The organism is Jeotgalicoccus nanhaiensis (assembly GCF_015235105.1).
GTDB lineage: Bacteria > Bacillota > Bacilli > Staphylococcales > Salinicoccaceae > Jeotgalicoccus > Jeotgalicoccus nanhaiensis.
This window is the reverse complement of sequence record NZ_JADGLW010000002.1, coordinates 1-18,868: the sequence shown is the minus strand read 5'-3', so window position 1 is coordinate 18,868 and position 18,868 is coordinate 1. Positions and strand designations below refer to the sequence as shown.

14 protein-coding genes are annotated in these 18,868 nt (G+C 29.8%); 2 read left to right on the top strand and 12 right to left on the bottom strand.

From position 1 onward, the window contains the following. Positions 1 to 89: 89 nt before the first annotated feature. The gene (locus tag IR135_RS02330) at positions 90 to 2,072 is read right to left on the bottom strand and encodes a heparinase II/III domain-containing protein (RefSeq protein ID WP_135096386.1); all 1,983 of its coding nucleotides are present in this window, start codon (positions 2,070 to 2,072) and stop codon (positions 90 to 92) included. 163 nt (positions 2,073 to 2,235) lie between these two features. Between IR135_RS02330 and IR135_RS02325 the strand changes: the two genes are divergently transcribed. Next, the gene (locus IR135_RS02325) at positions 2,236 to 2,988 is read left to right on the top strand and encodes a hypothetical protein (protein ID WP_135096384.1); all 753 of its coding nucleotides are present in this window, start codon (positions 2,236 to 2,238) and stop codon (positions 2,986 to 2,988) included. On the opposite strand, the gene IR135_RS02320 is transcribed toward IR135_RS02325, so the two are convergent. The 11 genes from IR135_RS02320 to IR135_RS02270 all read right to left on the bottom strand — a co-directional run bounded on the left by IR135_RS02320 (position 2,963) and on the right by IR135_RS02270 (position 17,434). Continuing rightward, positions 2,963 to 3,568: an ATP-grasp domain-containing protein gene (locus IR135_RS02320; RefSeq protein ID WP_167753346.1), complete on the bottom strand. Its 606-nt coding sequence runs from the start codon at positions 3,566 to 3,568 to the stop codon at positions 2,963 to 2,965. The genes IR135_RS02325 and IR135_RS02320 overlap by 26 nt on opposite strands. 29 nt (positions 3,569 to 3,597) lie before the next feature. Continuing rightward, on the bottom strand, positions 3,598 to 4,659 hold the full coding sequence (locus IR135_RS02315; RefSeq protein WP_135096380.1) for an ATP-grasp domain-containing protein: 1,062 nt from the start codon (positions 4,657 to 4,659) through the stop codon (positions 3,598 to 3,600). 26 nt (positions 4,660 to 4,685) lie between these two features. Next, positions 4,686 to 6,485 (bottom strand): hypothetical protein, encoded by a 1,800-nt coding sequence (locus IR135_RS02310; RefSeq protein ID WP_135096378.1) that lies wholly within the window; start codon positions 6,483 to 6,485, stop codon positions 4,686 to 4,688. A 29-nt stretch (positions 6,486 to 6,514) separates the two neighbouring features. Then, positions 6,515 to 9,085: a glycosyltransferase gene (locus tag IR135_RS02305; protein WP_167753345.1), complete on the bottom strand. Its 2,571-nt coding sequence runs from the start codon at positions 9,083 to 9,085 to the stop codon at positions 6,515 to 6,517. Between the two features lie 12 nt (positions 9,086 to 9,097). Beyond that, positions 9,098 to 9,610: a hypothetical protein gene (locus IR135_RS02300; protein WP_135096374.1), complete on the bottom strand. Its 513-nt coding sequence runs from the start codon at positions 9,608 to 9,610 to the stop codon at positions 9,098 to 9,100. Positions 9,611 to 9,627: 17 nt separating this feature from the next. Next, positions 9,628 to 12,240 (bottom strand): glycosyltransferase, encoded by a 2,613-nt coding sequence (locus IR135_RS02295; RefSeq protein WP_135096372.1) that lies wholly within the window; start codon positions 12,238 to 12,240, stop codon positions 9,628 to 9,630. A 14-nt stretch (positions 12,241 to 12,254) separates the two neighbouring features. Continuing rightward, positions 12,255 to 13,283, bottom strand: a complete 1,029-nt coding sequence (locus IR135_RS02290; RefSeq protein WP_135096370.1) for a hypothetical protein — start codon at positions 13,281 to 13,283, stop codon at positions 12,255 to 12,257. A gap of 14 nt (positions 13,284 to 13,297) precedes the next feature. Next, positions 13,298 to 14,908 (bottom strand): heparinase II/III domain-containing protein, encoded by a 1,611-nt coding sequence (locus tag IR135_RS02285; RefSeq protein WP_167753344.1) that lies wholly within the window; start codon positions 14,906 to 14,908, stop codon positions 13,298 to 13,300. 79 nt (positions 14,909 to 14,987) lie between these two features. Continuing rightward, on the bottom strand, positions 14,988 to 16,241 hold the full coding sequence (locus IR135_RS02280; RefSeq protein WP_135096366.1) for a nucleotide sugar dehydrogenase: 1,254 nt from the start codon (positions 16,239 to 16,241) through the stop codon (positions 14,988 to 14,990). A gap of 31 nt (positions 16,242 to 16,272) precedes the next feature. Continuing rightward, positions 16,273 to 16,902 carry a ParA family protein gene (locus IR135_RS02275; protein ID WP_135096364.1) on the bottom strand — a complete coding sequence of 210 codons (630 nt, stop codon included), beginning with the start codon at positions 16,900 to 16,902 and terminating at the stop codon, positions 16,273 to 16,275. A 10-nt stretch (positions 16,903 to 16,912) separates the two neighbouring features. Then, positions 16,913 to 17,434, bottom strand: a complete 522-nt coding sequence (locus IR135_RS02270; RefSeq protein ID WP_135096362.1) for a hypothetical protein — start codon at positions 17,432 to 17,434, stop codon at positions 16,913 to 16,915. A 92-nt stretch (positions 17,435 to 17,526) separates the two neighbouring features. Here IR135_RS02270 and IR135_RS02265 point away from each other — a divergent pair, with 92 nt between their 5' ends. Further along, positions 17,527 to 18,726 (top strand): hypothetical protein, encoded by a 1,200-nt coding sequence (locus IR135_RS02265; protein ID WP_135096360.1) that lies wholly within the window; start codon positions 17,527 to 17,529, stop codon positions 18,724 to 18,726. Positions 18,727 to 18,868 lie beyond the last annotated feature (142 nt).

Genomic DNA, 18,868 nt, shown 5'->3' with positions numbered 1-18,868 from the left:
TTAAAGGTAATTGAAGCAATTAATATCAAATATAAATACCAAAAAATAAGCCAGGTCTATGACCTGGCTTAAATATCTTCAAGGTAAAACTATATATATATTCCATTATGCCATTTAATTATTTTCTCATTACTTAATTTATCAAGTATATAATATTGGATCCTATATTTACCATTCTCTACAAATTTATAATTCAAGATGTTGCTTTCAGAATACCATTTTTTATCAAATATTTTTCCATCTTTGTATATATACCATGCATATTGAGGATTCTCAAAATTATAATTATGTATACATTCAAAACTAAATCTTTTTCCGTCTATCTTTTTCTCTTTGATAAAAGATAGTTTATTAAGTTCACGCGAATTTTGATACAATTTAATTACAAGTGATAAATTTTCTTCGACAATAGAAATATGATTATCATTTTTTTGAACAGTAATTTCAGAATTATTTCTTCCATACTGAATAGATGTTAAAAATATATTTTCGTGTGTGTCGAATTGAACATTCTTAATTGGTGATATCTTATGGAAACGTTCCGAATATATTCCATAGTCAGCTTTTTCTATATCTCCAATTTTACATTGAATATTAGTTGGTTGGTGTTGCTTTATAACTAACTCTCGTTTTGACATAGGATGAGTTACTTTATACAAATTGTCGCTTTCAAATGCTATTGACTCATTAAAATCAGGGTGTAAATTAAAGTTTTGGCTCACCAGCTGACTAAAATCAGAGATTAGCTCATCATAAATAATAATACTGTTTAATTTGGTTATAATTATATGTCTATTAATGTTTACCGATTCATATAAATCATTTTTACCAACAACATATGTATATTCATCATTTTCTTCAAAATGTATTAAACCTATTTTACTCAATTCTTTACTAAGAAAGGGGTAACTTTTATTTTCAACAATTAGGCCATTATGAGATCTTGCTGACATAAAATGCTTTCTAAACTCACCTTTTTGATAGGTGTAGGTTCCACAATCAACTAAAATATCATCTTCATCAAACGAGTAGGTAAACGATAAATCATCACCGTGTTTATGATTGTTGTATAACTTTCCTGAAATAAATGAGAAAAATCTTTTGTCTTGTTTATAGTAAAATATCCCTTCATCTGGAAAGTAAAAATTTTTTTGTTCTTCATTTCTTTTTAACATTTTAGGTATATACGACTGATAAGTTTCTCCCATTCTTCGTGAGTATAATTGCTTTAAATCATACCTCTCCCCATCTCCAATATTAGGGAATTTAGTATTATTTTGTGTGAATATTGCTATGTAATTAAATGCTGCTTCAATTCTCTTTTTAAAATCCTCACCTATTGAATCTTCAAAATAATTTAAAAGTTCATATTCAATAATTAAGTATAAATCCATATTAAATAAATGATAAGAAATTGAATTTTCGGTATTAATTCCATTTTTGGTAAATGAGATATCAAATAGTCTACGTATTCTTTTCTTTGCAAGTAAAACATAACTATCATTATTATTTAAATATTTCGTTAAAATGTATAGACTTCGATCAATCATCAATCCATGATTACCTAAGCTATGATTATCAGAGTCAGCAAGGTATAGCTGATGCTTTGACAATAAAGTATGAATAAAAGTATTATAGTCATTTATATTTCTATTATTTAAGTTTATTTTTAGTAATATAATAATTAATGTACGTTCTGAGACACAATGATCATACCATGTATAAGTTGACTCCTTATCTTCTATAAGATTATTATTCCACGCTTCCAAGATTTCAATAGCTTTGTATAAATACTTGTCATTGTTATCAATTTCATAAGCTTGTAATAGATACTTTATAGGTTCCAATGTATTAAGATGGAACATTGCCATGTTTGTCTTTTCCCCTATGTCGATATGCCAATTAAAATTATTATTAAATATTAAATAATCTGGACTCAATTCAATATTGTCAGGGACATGTCCTACCCTAATGATTAAAATATCATCCAATATTCTCTTTGCCACTTTCATAGCGTATTGATTACTTATCTTTAATTCTAAGTGATTAAAAATAATGTTCTTTAAATCCATTTTATCACCCTTTTATATACTGATTATCTTATTATAACTTAAATCACTTTATATAGTTAGGCTGTTGGTAAGATAATATGCAGATTAAGTTTATTTATTCACACTAATACTTTCAAGGTTATTATGTTAAAATAATTATAATATTAGAAAACAGGTGAACAATATGCAAGGTGAAAAAATTTATAGTAGCGATAAAGATGTCAAATATATTTTTAAAGAAGGTAACAAATCAGTTAATAAATTAATCGTGATATTTTCAGGTTATGCATCAAAAGATTCTAAAATTAAACATAAGTATAATTATATGAACATACTCTCTGATACAAATGTTCATAAATTGTATATTCTAGATGATAATGGCGAAACTGGTTCGTATTATTTCGGGCAATATCTAAACTTTGATGTCGATAGTAGTGTCATTTCTTTAATACTTATGACTGCCCGGAATTATTCTATCAGTTTAGAAAACATTATTACTCTCGGATCATCAAAGGGTGGAACTGCAGCTCTATACTTCGGTCTAAAATATAAGCTCGGAGCTATTTTTGCAGGTGCCTTTCAAACCAAAATAGCAGACTTAATAACTATGAGACGTCCGGAATCTACTGATTTCCTTCTAGGAGATGCTAATTCGAAAGATTATAATAAAAGGTACAATCAATTAAATTCAATTATGTTTAATTTATTAAATTCTCCTGTACTATCTAATCTTTATCTTATTAGTAGCGAAAATGATTGGCAATATGAGATACACGTTAAACCATTTATTGATAAACTTAATCAATTAAGTATAAATCATGATATATATTTATCACCAGATATGCAAAATCACAGTGAGATATCAATTTATTTCCCGCAATATTTTAGAAAAAAATTAATAAATGAATTATTTAACATACATATGGTGGTACTCTAACAACAATAGATTCAATTGCGCCTTCAATGACAGTTACTCTGGCTTCGAAACCTTCTAAATAGTTTTGAACCACCATTCTTTTATCTCTTTCTTTTATTGCAGCTACTGATAACTCCCAATTATGTTTAAAACGCTCTTTAGAAACGTTGACTCTTACACCTCTACCTAAGGAAGAAGATAATGGTTTAATAACAATATTACTTTCATTATTTCTAAAAGCATTCTCATACGCAAGATTCATTTCATCTTTATCATATACTATAGATTGCGGTGTCTTTATTCCATATCTATTTAATAATAATTCTGTTTTTAACTTATCATTTGTTAATTCTCTACCAATTTTTGCTGTCGTAGGATAAAATGGATTTAATACTGTACCTATTCTAGATCCGTCCACCCTCAATATATCTAACTTTTTCAAATATTTTCTTTTAGTATTGCGTATTTTATATTTATAATTACTGTTCTTTAAGAAGTTAAGCTGTAAGCCCGCTGTTGAGGTAATTATATTCTCATCATATTTATTTTGTATTTTATGTGGACTATTATTAAATAAGTAATTTAAATCTTTATTATCCAATTTATACAGCCTCATTTATTTAAATTTATTTAATCAATATTATTTTTTGATTTGAAATCTGCTAACATAGCATCTATTAAATCAAATACTGGTTCTTTTGGAGTTCCTTTATACGGATAATGATGCATTCTTAAATTTGCATCCGGATTAAGTTCCAATACATAAGGATCTCTGTCATCTAGTGATTTATAAATCATATCCACACCTGCTGTACTTAATCCCGGAATTGCTTGTACTGCTGACTCGGCAGCTTGTATCATAGCATTATTAACAAGATGAGATATTTCGTAACTATCTCCACCTAATGAGATATTTGAAGACTTATGAAGATAAATCACCTGGTCACTATCAGGTACACTATCGAGGCTAAGACCTTCATTGTTTAAATTATTTATAACTCTCTCATCAACTTTAATTGGTAATACTTTCAAATGAGGATTGAATGTTCTTTGTTTATTTTTTATAGCTATAAGTTCGTGAATTGTATTATTACCATTACCGATAACATTAGCTGGTACTCTTAAAATTGCTGAGTTGAACTGTTTTTCAATAACAAGAAATCTGGTTTCAATTCCTGATATAAATTCCTGAACTATTAAATTGAATTCTTTCTTTCTTTCTCTAGTCGCAGTTTCTGCGAATTTCCACGCTTGATCAAAATTACTTGAGTCGACATTTAAAGTAATGCCTCGGCCACCATTAAGATTACTTGGCTTAAAAACATAGCTTTTTCCTGAATCTTCTACATACTTTTTAGCTTGTTCATACTGATCCACACCAAATCCAATTGAATCACTTGTTCTAATACCAGCGTTTTTCAATGCTAGTTCTGTTGCCAGTTTATCTTTTGAAATTTCTTTTGCTTTAACTTTATTAGAAGTAGGTGTTTGTCCATAAATTGATCCAAACAATTCATTCTTATATTTCATTTTTATAGCAAATTTACTAGCTTTTACACTTCTACAGTCATCTAGTTTAGATATATGGTGATTGGCTAACATTAAAGTACCTTGAAAATTAGTTGTGTATTTATTAATAGGAAGATCAGCTAAATGTTCTATCATTATAGAATTTAAAAGTTTGAAATCCACTTAAAGCATCTCCAATCATTACATATCTACCCTATAGTTAATTCTCCTGCTTTAACCCATGAATTATACTTAAAGTTTTTACGATATTCTATTTGAACTTGTATTGACGTTTTCCCTTTAATATTAATATTTTGACCTTCAATATAATTATTTATAGAGAGTTTCTTTTTATTAATAATTATAAAGATATTTTTTTCTGGATGGCTATAGTTACTCTTAATATTTACAGATACATCTTCACTACTGTCATTGACTACTTCAAAACTAATATTAGTATCGCGTAATGCTATTCCATCATACGGCTTAACGGTTACTTTGTTCTCGATAGTTTTCATACTAACATTCATCGGGTTAACTATTCTTAAAGATTCAATAGGATGAACTAGTTCTATTCTGTTACTTCTATATACATCTAATGTGTTATAGCTGTTTGCAACTTGATAATTCAAGAACGGCCAGAATGCTTTAATATATAGACTCAGAAGAATGGTATTTCTTCTTTCATCCATTTTTAATGACAATAAATTACGCAATAAAAATTTACTATTGAAAAATATAAAAGTTTCTTGTATTGCCTCTGTTTCCTGCGTAATACTGCTATGCCAATTACTAAGCTTTGATTCAAGATATAACATCATGCTTAAATTGGCATTTAAAATCTCTTCACGATTTAAATTACATCTACGGGCTGCGTCTAAGTACATTTTCTTACCTATATCATTTTTGTCACGAATACTACGCGGTAGCCATTTTTTAGAAATGTTGTAACCATCTTCAATTTTCGTTACCTTATATCCAGATTGAGTATATGGCAATTTAGCCATCTCGTAAATGTTCGACTTTATATGTATACTATTAAAATCCATATTTTCTCTGACTAAGTATGCAACTTCATCGGAATGAGCTGAACTAAAATTGTATTTCATCTGCTTTATAAACTCATCTGGAATATTTAAATCTTCGAAATTATAATATTTATGTTTCAAATCAAAGTTATACACCAGTCTATCTACCAATTCTTTATCCCGTGTATATATATCTTTTCTTGGCCCTTCTTTTTCCTTTTCAAAATCAATTAGGTATGTGAATAAATTGAGTTTTGATTTAATTGATTTAAGGATTGCCAAGGATACTTTAGAATCCATGCCTCCAGTTAAAGATAGATATAATGTTTTGTCTAATTTCGATAACCATTCAACCTGATTTTTTAGAAACGGAATAGTTTTTTCAGCTATTTCTTCTGCTGATTGGTTTTCTATATCGTATCTTGGGAAATATCTACTAAACTGGTTTTCTTTGAAAGAAAAATAATTATTACAGTTAAATTTATAAATAGATTGTGTACCGGTATAATCCATATAACCATTAGTCCATCTTGTTTTTAAAGTAACATTCCTATTTTTTTTAACTACTTCACGAACTATTACTTCATGTGAACCAAAAAGCTCTTTATTCCAATAATATATTGGCTTCATAGAGGTTGCATCAGTATATACCTGTGTATCATCGGAGTCATCTACTATTAAAATATATCTTCCATTTAAGTAATCCAAAGCATCATAGAAGTATTCACGCGATATTTTGTATTGTTTACTTAAGTGTTTTAATATTTCATTACTATCCTTTTTTGAATCTCTAATGTCTAAAACGTAACCTAACATTATAATATTTACATCTTCATCAATAACCTGAGTTAAATTACTCGATTTTTCATAGTAAAAGTAAGCACTAGTTAACTTTTCTACTTGATTCAAATATTCAGGAATATTCTCTAATTTTCCTCTGGTAATTAAAAATTGATCCTTCCTGTATGAATTGACAGCCATATTTTCACTCCTATTCTCAGTAAAAACATCTAGAGGTTAATCAATTTTAATCTTCCAGCTTCGATAAAAGTTCTTTGATTATAATATTTTTTATATTTTAATTTTATCTTAATAAATTCTTTTGGCTGTATGGATATCTCTTTGAGATCTCTAAATTTTGATATACAAACTTCATTATTGAATTCACCATTATAGTCAATATTAACTTTTATAACATTTTTAACACTGTAAAAGCTTTGGATACCTATTTTTTCGACATTTTCACCATTGTTTTTGTAGTATAAAGTATACATGTTCTTCATTTTTATTGGAAGTTCCAGTGGCTTTATCATCCACTCTTTTATTGCTAAATTATTCATTCTCAGATCTGGGCTAAGTGATATTTCGTTATTATCACGGCACAGATCTATAGATTCCGAATTATAAACTAAATATTGTCTGTTAATATCATTCGTGATTTCTGTGACTTTGTTTTCAATTTCAGTAAGAGTAGAAGCATCAACATTAAATTTATTATAATCAATATTCTCGACATTAATCTTTATAATGCCATTATTTTCAGTACTCATTACACTACCAGTTTCCACAAAACCAATGACTGGTGTATTACTGCCAAGATAGTCACTGAGTTTTGAAGGTAGATATGGGTTTGTATCTTTAATACCACGCGTTAGTGCATCATTAATCAATAAGAAATCCAATTTTAGAGTTGTATTTAAAAATTCCAAGAATGATAAATATGGATATAAATTAATATTTAATTCATCTAATATTTTTTGTTCTCCTTCTGGTATCACATCGATATTAGTGAACAAGTGGAGTTTAAATTGAAAATTAAATTTTTCATTTAAGTAATCAATTAGTTTTATAAAATGATGATAACTTCTATTTTTATAGAAGTTACCAAAGTACCCTATATTGATAACGGATTTATCAAAATCGAATGAGCTAGGTTTCAGACTATAATATTTCTTATCTAGTGTGGGATGTTTGAGAATAACTGATTTTCTTCTGAGTATTTCTTTTTCTTCAATAGTGAAGCGTTTAATCATAGATTCCATTTGATTCTCATTTGTAAACACTAACTCATCTGCTAATGCAAAAGGAATGATTTCCATTAAGTTGAAAAGATTATTATCAACATATTTGCTAAAAGATCCCAGTATATCTTTTGATAGATATCTTACAAGATTATTATTTCCTATATCAGTAAATCTCACTTTAGAATGTATATCTACTAACAATGGATCTGAAAATTCAGCAGTCCATCTAACTTCAGGCTTCAAAATTTTCATAAATAGTGGTGGGAAATGTGAGATGGGGAACATTGCTCGACTATAAATTTCTTCATATCTTTCAGTGTTCTCTAAAAATAAACTAAATGCATCATCGACATATTTATTTAGATAAAACATATTACTAAATGATGCTTGAGTATTGCTGATTTTATTTTTGCCTACTAAATGTTTTACGATTTTCTGTAAAGAAGTTTCTTTCTTTCTAATTTTATTCATGTTATTTGATACTACATCTACAATTTGATTATCTTTTAAAATCCGTTTAGAAATAATCGTAGCACTTGTATCGCTATATGGAGGGAAACAATATGACACAACAAGTTTTTTAGCTAGGTCTCTATTTAGTATCGAATAATCAAAATGTTTAAAATTCATTTTATCAATTAAATCGACAATCTTACCATGTTCAGCTATATTCTCTCTAATATAACTATTCATAAATACTATCTGTGCTAAATATTTAGACCGAATTAATCGTTGGACTTGTTTGTTTTTCACTAAATCATACAACGCATCTAAAATTTCTAAAATTTCAATTCTTTGAAGTATTAAGAAATCATAACTTCCTGCTTTTCGAGAAACTGAGTTCTCTCGAATTACTCTATAGTACACTACTTCCTCATCCACAGGTACAACCTTAAGATTTGGTCTATTATTAGCAAAGAGTTCACAGAAATAGACAGTATCCTCCCCACTCTTAAGGGAAGATCTGAACTCTTGGGTTAATAAAAATTTTTTTGGAATTATTTTGCAGGCTGTTATTGTTGAAATTTTATTTAAATCCGTAAGTGCTGCTATTTCCTTCTGTGATGTATTTATTATTTCATAATTCAAACTGTTGGTCTCGTCAATTTCCCCGTCTGTTATATTATGTATCTGTGTATACAATATAGTTTGAGGCTCTAATAAATCGAAACTGGATTGTATAAATCTGGATGAAATAAAATCATCAATATCGACGTAAGTAACATGCGTATATTTAGCATATTGTGTACCTAAATTTCTTGCTGCTCCAGCACTCGGTTCATCATTAATTAGTATTGTAAGATCTAAATTATTATATTTATCAATGTTACTGTAGATAAAGTTTATATCATCTGCAAACTTACCATTTAATATTATGATTACTTCATATTTTGCTGTGGAGATTTCTTGATTGAGAATACTCTCCAAACAAGTATTAATAAAGTCCAAGCCATCATAAACAGGAATTACAATCGATATACCATTCTCTAATCTATCAGTATTTTCATTGAGTTCTTTCTTAATAGATTTTAATTTTGCCTGATATTTATCATACAAGGGGATTCCCTCCTACATCTTACTTGCAAGTGAATTAACATAACTTAATTTCTGTTTAATAACTTTTAAATTCGAGTCCGTTTCTTTATACTCATTCAGAATTGCATTTGCTGTATAAGCTAATTCATGGGCTTTGGATAACGAATTAATACTACTCGGCAAAAGATCTATCTTATCAATAATTTTTTGATTGTTGATAATTAATGAATTATGCATTTCTTCAACTGTAAAACAGTTTATATAGTAGTGATAATCTTTTATTTCTATGTTTTTAATTATGAAGTTATTTTTTATAATTTCCATGTCTATTTTATTAAGTGTGTGCTTGTTTGCACGCAGTTGAATGTGTTTATTAAACGGAATATTAAATAGATATTTGTAGTTTTCTTCAAATTTTAAATAATCATTTAAATATACAATGATCTTTACTTTTTGTAATTTTAAAATCTCATCTAGGTAGTTATAATCATCATTAATATGAACTTCTATATAAGACGAAGATAACTCAATTATTTTATCTATCATAATATTACCTCCCACTCTTAATTTGACAATTCCTCTGATAGTTCTTTAATTAATTTCTGATTGTCTAAATCATATACGGGATTGTAATCCTTATATAAATCTAGAATCTCCAAAAATAATTTTATTGATTCTTTTCTATCTTGTGGTAATAGTCTATCTATTCTAGGTTTGTACCACTTTTTAATATAGAAATTAAACCTTTCTTCTAAATACGTGTTCATTAGTCCATATTTATTTAGAAAAGGAACACGTTCTTTTTCCAATATTAAGTATTTAATAAAGAATTTTTTACTGACAGTGTTTGTGACACTTCCCGATACTGCAGCATAATATATATGAATTAGTTTATTAATCCCTTGGATACTTTTGCAATTGAGAACCAGTTCCTGAAAAAACATAGTATCTTGTCCCGCAGCACCTTCAACCATAATTATATCATTATCTAATATAATATTTTTCTTAATTATTAATGCTTGAATACTTTGAACTCTCATTTCACTTCTTTTAAGAAATTCTTGTGGATCGTCAATATACAATTTTCCAGAGTTATTATTTTTAATAACATTTGTATAACTAATCATATTCTTTTTCTCATCAGATTCTTTTACAATGTTCCCAACAACCATATCTACATTTTTCTCATTCATTGTCTCAAGCATATGAGCGTAACCATCACCTGTCGCTTCATTATCTGGATCTAGGTAAGTAATCAAATCTGTACTTGCGACTTTAACACCTTGGTTTCTTGGTTTTGAAGCACTGCCAGAACCAGTAGGGTTTTCAATATAAACTATATCCGGGTGTCTTCTTCTTAAACGATTCATAATTTTTATTGTGTATTCATCTGTACTACCATCGTTAACAAAAATTATTTCCATCTTTTCAAATATCGATGATCGTTTCAAACTTGCAAAACATTTTTCTTCTAGATAAGTGCCATTATTATGAATTGGAACAATAACACTTAATTCTTTAGTTACAGGATCGAGATTTTCAGGGTCCCCTTTAAACACTTCAACATCATCTAAATTATACCCTTTATCTAAATTTTTTATATCGTCTATGTTTTGAATATTTAGAGTATCTATCATAGATAGATATTTATCCTCTATAATATTTATAAAATTATGTGCTTCAGAAGAGTTATTTTTCACTACAAAATCTACATCAATATATTTAAATGCAGATATCATATCTTCCAAATAATACTCTTCATAAAGTACTTCACTAGAAAAATAAGTTATATAGTCATACTCTTTAATATTTACTGTATCTATGTCTGATTCCTGACATCTATATTTATTTATATATATTTGTCTTTCAAAATTAGCGATAGTATTTTCAGAATCATCCTGCAAAATAACCAGTATTTTACTTTCTTCATACTGATTCACTTTCAATCCTATATCCGAAGCGACTTTGGACAATCTATGATAAGTTGTATGATTGTTCATAACCGTTCTGATTCCTTTAGCTTGCAATTCCTGAAGATCTTTTTCCTTTGTATTATATATTAACTTAAAATCCTCTTTATCATTTATCATTCTGACATTAGGAAACATATTGTTAATACCTGTATTGTAGTTCGATAATAAAATATTTCCAAAAGCTTGCAATTCGTATACCCTGTTGGCAAACATAGTTTCAGAATATTTTACGGAGTTCATATTAATACTCCATCTAAAAAGTTTATGCATCTTCATTAACAAATCATGTTTAACTGGAAATGTTATTTTATTTATATATTTAGAAGGAAACTGATATCTTGGATTCTCGAGCTCTAAATTTCTATCTATAATGATTAAATCCTCTGTTTCTTTAAGAATAGAATCAAAAAGACGTTGCGTTTCTGACATTCGAACTGGATATTTAACAAGCCAAGACCCTGCAAATAATATTTTATTTTTATAATGCTCGAAGTATTTACTCCTAGTTCCTACTGGATTATGTATTGCAGGGTTGATACCAAATTGAAGCACATCAACATTTTGATTTCCTGTATACTCTATATAATCTTTTAAAACTTCTTGTGAAGTTGTATAAATATAATCACATGGTTTCGACATGTCCTTAAATAAATTATAATTTACTGGATCTTCTTTGGAATAAAAGACCGTTGTTATCCCCTCATTTTTATACAATTCAATAAGATGCAGTATATCTTTACGGGCATCAGAGAAGGGATTAGCGGCTCCTACCCAAGAATGATCAACACCTCTCCAAGTAGTTGCAAATATTACAAAGTCCAATGAATTGTCTATAGATATATCATTTCGAGATATGTATTTCATGTTTGCAATATCTTTAAATGATTCATATAAAAATTCATCAGCAATTATACCGATATTTAAATTTAGCTTTTTAAAATATCTGCTTCCATTACTCTCTGCTATTTCGTTACGCTTAATTATTTCGATATATTCATCTAATGCATTTTGTCTTCCCAATTCCTTCACTTTAAGGTAATAAAATAGGTCAGTTTCTTGTTTATTGTTATAATTTTTGCTGTATTCACTAATATTTATACTAGGATTTAAATCATTAATCATTTCATTTAATGCTAAACCAAAATCTTTTTTGTATACTTTACTGTACTTCTTTAGCTTTTTTTCTAATGTTTTCTTATCCATATTTAACTCACCACCTATTTATTCTTCAACGCTTTATATTTCTCATCCAATACTTTTAATTTTTCTTCAACTAAAACCATCCGTGCTTTGTATCGATCTTTTTGTTCTGTCAACCTGTTACTAAAATTCTTTTGTGATGCAAGTCTCTCTTCACTAAGTTTAAGTGCGTCTTTTAAAAGTTTAATCTCATCTTCTTCGGGAAAGTTCATATAGTCTTTCTTATCTTTATTGAGGTTTATAAATTCTTTAGCTGAAATAACTGATTTAATAATTTTCTTCGTCTTGTTTCTTTCAATATCAACACTGTAAAGAATATCCTCTATTAATTTATCTTCTTTAGATTTTTCAAAAGTATCATCAGACTGACTTAATATTTCTGTTATATTCTCAATATTACTAAATGAAGTCCAATACATTTCTTTGTCATTTATTTGTAATTTCGCTAATTTTTTTATGTGGAATAAGAGCACCAACTTCACAGTATTAATATCAATTTTTTCTTTTATTTGACCGGACAGGCTACTAACAGTGAATAATTCTTGAGAGTTTTTAAGATTTCCTTTATCAAAATACAAATTATATTCAACTGCTTCATCTAAATATGATGATGGATGAAATCCTTGAAATTTATCCTTTATAAAAACACCATAGTATTTTTTATCATTGTAGTCTATTTCAGATTTTATAGTTAACAGTTTTCCTTCAAATGCAGAATAAAAGTCTTTCTCAAAATCTAATTTCATATTAATCTCATCACTGTAATACTTGTCCTCAATCAATTTAAAAGTTCTTGGATTAAATCTAAATATTTGGATTGAATCTTCTAGTTTTATCCATCCGACTTTTTGATCATCGAGTTGAATAAAGTCGTACATCTCTCCGTTATAGTTTTTTTGAGTTACACTTGTAACTATTTTCCATTGGTAATCAGTATTATCTATTACTTTAGAATTGTCTTTTAAATTTTTAAGTATTACATTTGTTTCCTTTTCCAATAATATATACTGCTTGGAATATTTATAATTCTTTAAATCACTGTTCATTTAAATCACCCTTTTTATAGATTTATAATATGTTTTTCACCTTTATCCGAAAACATAATCTGACTTTTATCTATTCGTAGATTACTGATATTATCTGAATGTCCTTCTCTATAGAAGGCTGTTAAGAAGCTTGTTCTGGTACCTTGCTTACTAAATTGAAGCTGAGTTGTTTTTACTGTTTTCCCAAATTCAAAGGAAACAACCGTTTCTTTTATATCAGCATTTACCTTTTCATTATTATCATCTATAAGTTGTAAACAATATTTTTTGTCATTAATCATAATACGAAAAGTTCTATTATTGATTTTACTTACTTTAGCATTTGGATTTAGAACGAAATTTTGTATGTATTTTTGATTGATTTTGGAATTTATCGAGTCATAAACAATAAGCTCATCGGAATCGGTCAAAATGCAAGTTCTGCTTAAATAAGTTGCATGATACATATTATTTTTAGCAGATACTAATTTATATTTATGTTTCTTAATATATTTATTTAAAGACAACTTCAACTGATCTTTCTGAGGAGAAGTTAATTTATAATCTTTACCTTCTATATAAATAGTACTGTGACCTTCTGGTGAAACAACTTTCTCTCTTATAGGATTTTCTTTTTCATAATTATATTTGCCCGAATCTATAAAAATATCCATACCATCCATATATAAATTCATAGATAAGTCATCCTTATGTTTATGAGTTTTACTCTGATAACCTGATTTAAATAAGAACCAAGTACTGTCAGAAATTTTATCATTATTTTTATTATTAAATATTGATAGACCTGCTTCATAATCAATAAAGTCCACAAATTTTTTAGGTATCTTCTTATCAATTATTGTTCCCGTATCCCCTACAAGTGGATACTGACGGTTAGGTTTTATGAAAATAGAAGTTATTCTCTTAGCATTTTCAAGAATATCTAAAACATCACTTGGGAATGGTTTATTTAACTCTTTTAATATACGCTTCGATCTATTGAGAAGAGTCAAAACTAATCTATGATACTCAGGTGAATTTTCAAGATGGAGTCCTTTATAAGAGAAGTCTCTTTTAATACTGTAATTTAATCGATAATAAACTTTTGATGTAATTAGCTCTTGTTTCTCTTTATTTTCCAAATAAAAACTAGCTACTAACAATGAGTTATCCATCATTATTCCATGGTTATTATCACGATAATTTTGATCATCATTTAAAAAATCCACATGCTTTGTGATAATTTCATTAAATATCTTTTGGGGGAGCTTTGTTTTCTCAGAGTGTTCCTGGAAGTATATAATATTATTTACTCTGTATGAAGCAGCATGTTCATTCCAGGCAAAGTTATTTATTTTATAATCAGAGTTTTTATTATACCAGTCATTAATAATTTTTCTGGCTTCTTTAATATATTTTTTATCATCTGTCTTCAAATACATTTGTACAAAATCTTTAACAATATTTAGACTGTGTAAATATACTTGATACGTTCTTGAATTTTGTGGATGCCTATAATCCCAATCAATTGAACCGTTTATTTTTACAGGATCTAAGTTATCTTTTATAACTAATTCTCCCTTTTCATACTCCAATATATTAGTTTCAAAATGTTTACTTTTACTAATAATCTTTTTAATATCCATTGAACAGCAATCCTTTACAAATAAAACTGTAGACATCGTTATTAACTTTGTCTACAGTTTATTTTAATTTATATATAGTCTAGAACTTTTGAATATTACCGTAGTTGTAGTATTGAACTTCAGAGAAGTTATTCGGTACTACATTCTTCGTATCAAAGATTACTTTGTCTTTCATTGTTTCAAAATCGTTATCTGTTAAGATCTTGAACTCACTGTGATCACTTAATACTAATACTAATGAAGAATCAGTCACTGCAGACTTCATATCTTTCTCAACAAAGTCCATTTTCACGTGCGGATCGTAAGTATTTACTTCCAGTCCTTCTTCTTTACGAAGCAGTTCGTAAATATCAAACGCTGGTGATTCACGGATATCATCCACGTCACCTTTATATGTTAAACCTAAAACAGTTACTTTGTTGCCGTTCAGTTTAGACAGCATTTTTTTAGTAATACTCACTACATATTCAGGCATAGACACGTTGATTGATCTTGATAACTGAATTAACGGAGATTCTTCCGGCGCTTCAGCAATAATGAAGTAAGGGTCTACAGCCAGACAGTGTCCGCCGACACCAGGCCCCGGTGTGTGCAGGTTAACACGCGGATGCTTGTTAGCCATTTCAATTACTTCATGAACGTTAATATCCAGACGGTTACAAATCATAGCAAGTTCGTTCGCTAATGCAATGTTCACGTCACGATAAGTATTCTCCATCAATTTAGACATTTCCGCTGTCTTAGCGTTTGTCTCAATCATTTCACCTTGTACAAATGTACCGTAAACTTTTTTACCTGCTTCAACACATTGAGGGGTCATACCACCGACAATACGGTTGTTATACACAAGTTCTTCCATAATCTGACCAGGCAGTACACGTTCTGGACAGTGGACTAAGAAAATGTCTTCTCCGATTTTAAAGCCCTGTTCTTCAAGGTAAGGCGCAACGTGGTCGTCCATCGTACGCGGTGCTATTGTTGATTCTACGATAACAGTATCACCTTTTTTAAGTAATGGAACAATCGATTTAACGCCGCTCATTACAATAGAGATATCTGCTGATTTGTGTTCATCATTATTGTTTGGTGTAGGAACCGCAATAATATATGCATCTGCTTCTTCAGCAGTTGTAGACGCTCTGAATTTGCCTGTTTCAAGCACTTCCTCCAGCGCTTCCTGCAATCCAGGTTCTTCGATGTGAATGTGTCCTCCATTCAGCATATCTACTGCCTCTTGTTTAATATCGACACCCAGTACATCAACTCCGTGTTTTGCAAACATAATTGATGTCGGCAATCCGATATAACCTAATCCTATTGTTGTTAGTTTCACTCTGAAAACACCCTACCTTTTCTTAAATAAATTAATCTGCTTTTCTTAGTATACCAAAACTTTTTACATTAAAAAGGTTAATTTTTTGTAAATATTGATTTAATTCCTGTCTGTCGTTCTTTTTAGCACTTATAACAGTCACTGCGCTGTCAGCCAGTTCTAAAAAAGCACCGTAATTTTCGCACTCTTCAAAAGGCGGGCCGATCAGGAAAATATGGTCATAGTAACTTTTCAGCGGACTTAATTTCGACAGTATATTGTAGTCGCTGAACTTAGCCATCAATTCCTCTTCATCCATTTCTTCAACATGAATAATATCGAGTTTTTCAAAGGCTGAATGGTTGATTGCTTCACTTAAAAACATCGAATTTCTTAAAGTCGTAAACAAATTCGGTTTTGCTTTTGAGTGGATATACTCTTCCACTGCCGGAGTGCTTCTGCTGTCGAGATTAACGACCAGCACCTTATCTTTTAATTCCGTCAGTATATAAGCAATATGCATCGCAGCATCAGTCACTGCCATTCTCTTATTTACAGAAGAGAATATTGTTTTGTTATTGGGATTGTCGTGATTTTCATTTCTTATTGCCATAGCTGTATCATACAGCTTGTTAATTATATCTTCGTCAAAGTTATTGAATCTGTCTTCCGTTTCGCTCATAGTCTCACTCCTAGAAAGTACCGAGGGTTCTTTCACCAAGATAGTGCTCGATATCTTCTTCAGTACTTATATTTCTATTACTAAGCGCTGTCACAATACCGATTCCGGCACCGATTAACAGCGACAGTAAAATGATAATTATTTTTAAAGCGTCGTTTTGTGTCTCATAGACATTCGGAGCAGTACTGTCGGTTGTTACAACACCTTCTTCAGCCAGTATATCCATAGCCTGGGCTTGAATAGAATTGTAATTAATTCCCGGTTCAGTCGTAATTGTCAGGTGTAAAATGTCAGATCCCGACTGGCCGTCTGCAGCGGCTACAAGAATATTATCCGATGCCTTATTCACAGTTTCGTTAAACTGAATATTTAAATTTGCAATCGTATTTGGTTCAAGCCCGCTTTCTAAGGTATAATATTCTTCGTACGTTGTACTGGACGGTGGTATGAAGAAATTAACAGCTGTACCCACTACTCCGAGTGCCAATGTCCATATGATAATATTAAGTAAATTTTTCTTTAAAAAATACATACGCCGTCTCCTTCTCAGTGATTCATCTTATATTATACTATTAAGGCGGCGAAATAGAAAACATTCTACGAAAAATACCAAGGAGCATTTTTATGAAAATCGATATTATCGGCAGTCAGTTTGCCGGCCGTTTAACAGAATTCAGAAGTTTCCCATATGATGTAAATAATTTCGTGACGGGCCAAAGTTTCCTGTCACTCTTATCCAAGCCTTACCCGGTTGCAATGAAAGATCTCAACACATCAGACATCGTTGAAATCTCAACTGCCCACAGAGACTTAAACAAGGCGAATTTAAGCAAGCTGCAAGAATCCCGGGCTGAAGTATTAATGATTGATTTATTAAGCGAGATGAACACACTTGTAAAATATAACGGCTCTTATTTCAACAGACAGTCCTTCGAGCTGCTCGACGAGTCAGTGGATTATGAAGAAGTCCGTAAAATTGAACAGTTCAAGGCTCTGAAACAGCATTTAAATAAAATACTTGAACTGACATCCTTTTATAAACAGGTCATCTTAATAGACGTGCTTCCGAACAATGAACACGATGATTTCATTGCCGGCATTTATGAGCTCCTGTACAACAGCATTGACAATAAGCTTGTTCTGAGCGCTGATAACAAAGGCGTTCCTGATATGCTGGATGCTCCTATTGAAATATATGAAGGTCTTGTCCAGCAGCTCAGAAAATTCAACTCTGACAACTATGAAAACCAGCTGCTGTTTGACGAAAAATTGGAAGATAATATTCTCTCTGTCTATATGAACTATATTGAACCAAGATACTATGTATATGAACTTTACAAAGACGGAAAACCATATAAAAAATCTCACCGTACAGATTCAAGATACTGTCAGTTTATACTGGATGAGCCGGGAAAATACCGTATTCGAGTGACTGCTGAAAGTGACAAAGCAAAACCGAGGTTTTCTGAAACCTATGTCTATAAACCATTGACTCCCGGCAAAGAGAGTCCGGACGCTGAATATATAGAAATGCCTGACAAGAAAAACGAATGGATGCTGCAGGTTTTACTAAATAATATGAAAGTGAGAGGCCTTATCGGCAATCCTTATAAATATCCGGAAGGATATAAGGGTATCGATGTATATCAGAGAGAGGAAATAAAATCATCGTATATACAAAAAGAAGATTTAACTGAAGTTTCCCTTGCCCTCCTTGAAAATATGTCTCCGGATGATTTAAAAGATTTTGTGAATGAACACAAAACGCTGATCAACGAGGCTTCTCCTGCCATGCAGAATTATATAAACTTCCTTCAACAGTAAAAAAGAGCTGCACTTTGACGTGCTCCCCTTAAGTTGTACTTACTATTCAACTTAAGGGGAGTTTTTGTATGAAAAATAATAAACATAGTTTTGAATTTAAGTTAACAGTCGTAACAGATTATTTAAATGGCGAAGGTGGATT

Coding starts and splice junctions, on each gene's coding strand:
- IR135_RS02295 (WP_135096372.1), bottom strand. CDS start 12,240: ATGGATAAGAAAACATTAGAAAAAAAGCTAAAGAAGTACAGTAAAGTA.
- IR135_RS02285 (WP_167753344.1), bottom strand. CDS start 14,908: ATGGATATTAAAAAGATTATTAGTAAAAGTAAACATTTTGAAACTAAT.
- IR135_RS02300 (WP_135096374.1), bottom strand. CDS start 9,610: ATGATAGATAAAATAATTGAGTTATCTTCGTCTTATATAGAAGTTCAT.
- IR135_RS02290 (WP_135096370.1), bottom strand. CDS start 13,283: ATGAACAGTGATTTAAAGAATTATAAATATTCCAAGCAGTATATATTA.
- IR135_RS02265 (WP_135096360.1), top strand. CDS start 17,527: ATGAAAATCGATATTATCGGCAGTCAGTTTGCCGGCCGTTTAACAGAA.
- IR135_RS02275 (WP_135096364.1), bottom strand. CDS start 16,902: ATGAGCGAAACGGAAGACAGATTCAATAACTTTGACGAAGATATAATT.
- IR135_RS02325 (WP_135096384.1), top strand. CDS start 2,236: ATGCAAGGTGAAAAAATTTATAGTAGCGATAAAGATGTCAAATATATT.
- IR135_RS02270 (WP_135096362.1), bottom strand. CDS start 17,434: ATGTATTTTTTAAAGAAAAATTTACTTAATATTATCATATGGACATTG.
- IR135_RS02330 (WP_135096386.1), bottom strand. CDS start 2,072: ATGGATTTAAAGAACATTATTTTTAATCACTTAGAATTAAAGATAAGT.
- IR135_RS02310 (WP_135096378.1), bottom strand. CDS start 6,485: ATGGCTGTCAATTCATACAGGAAGGATCAATTTTTAATTACCAGAGGA.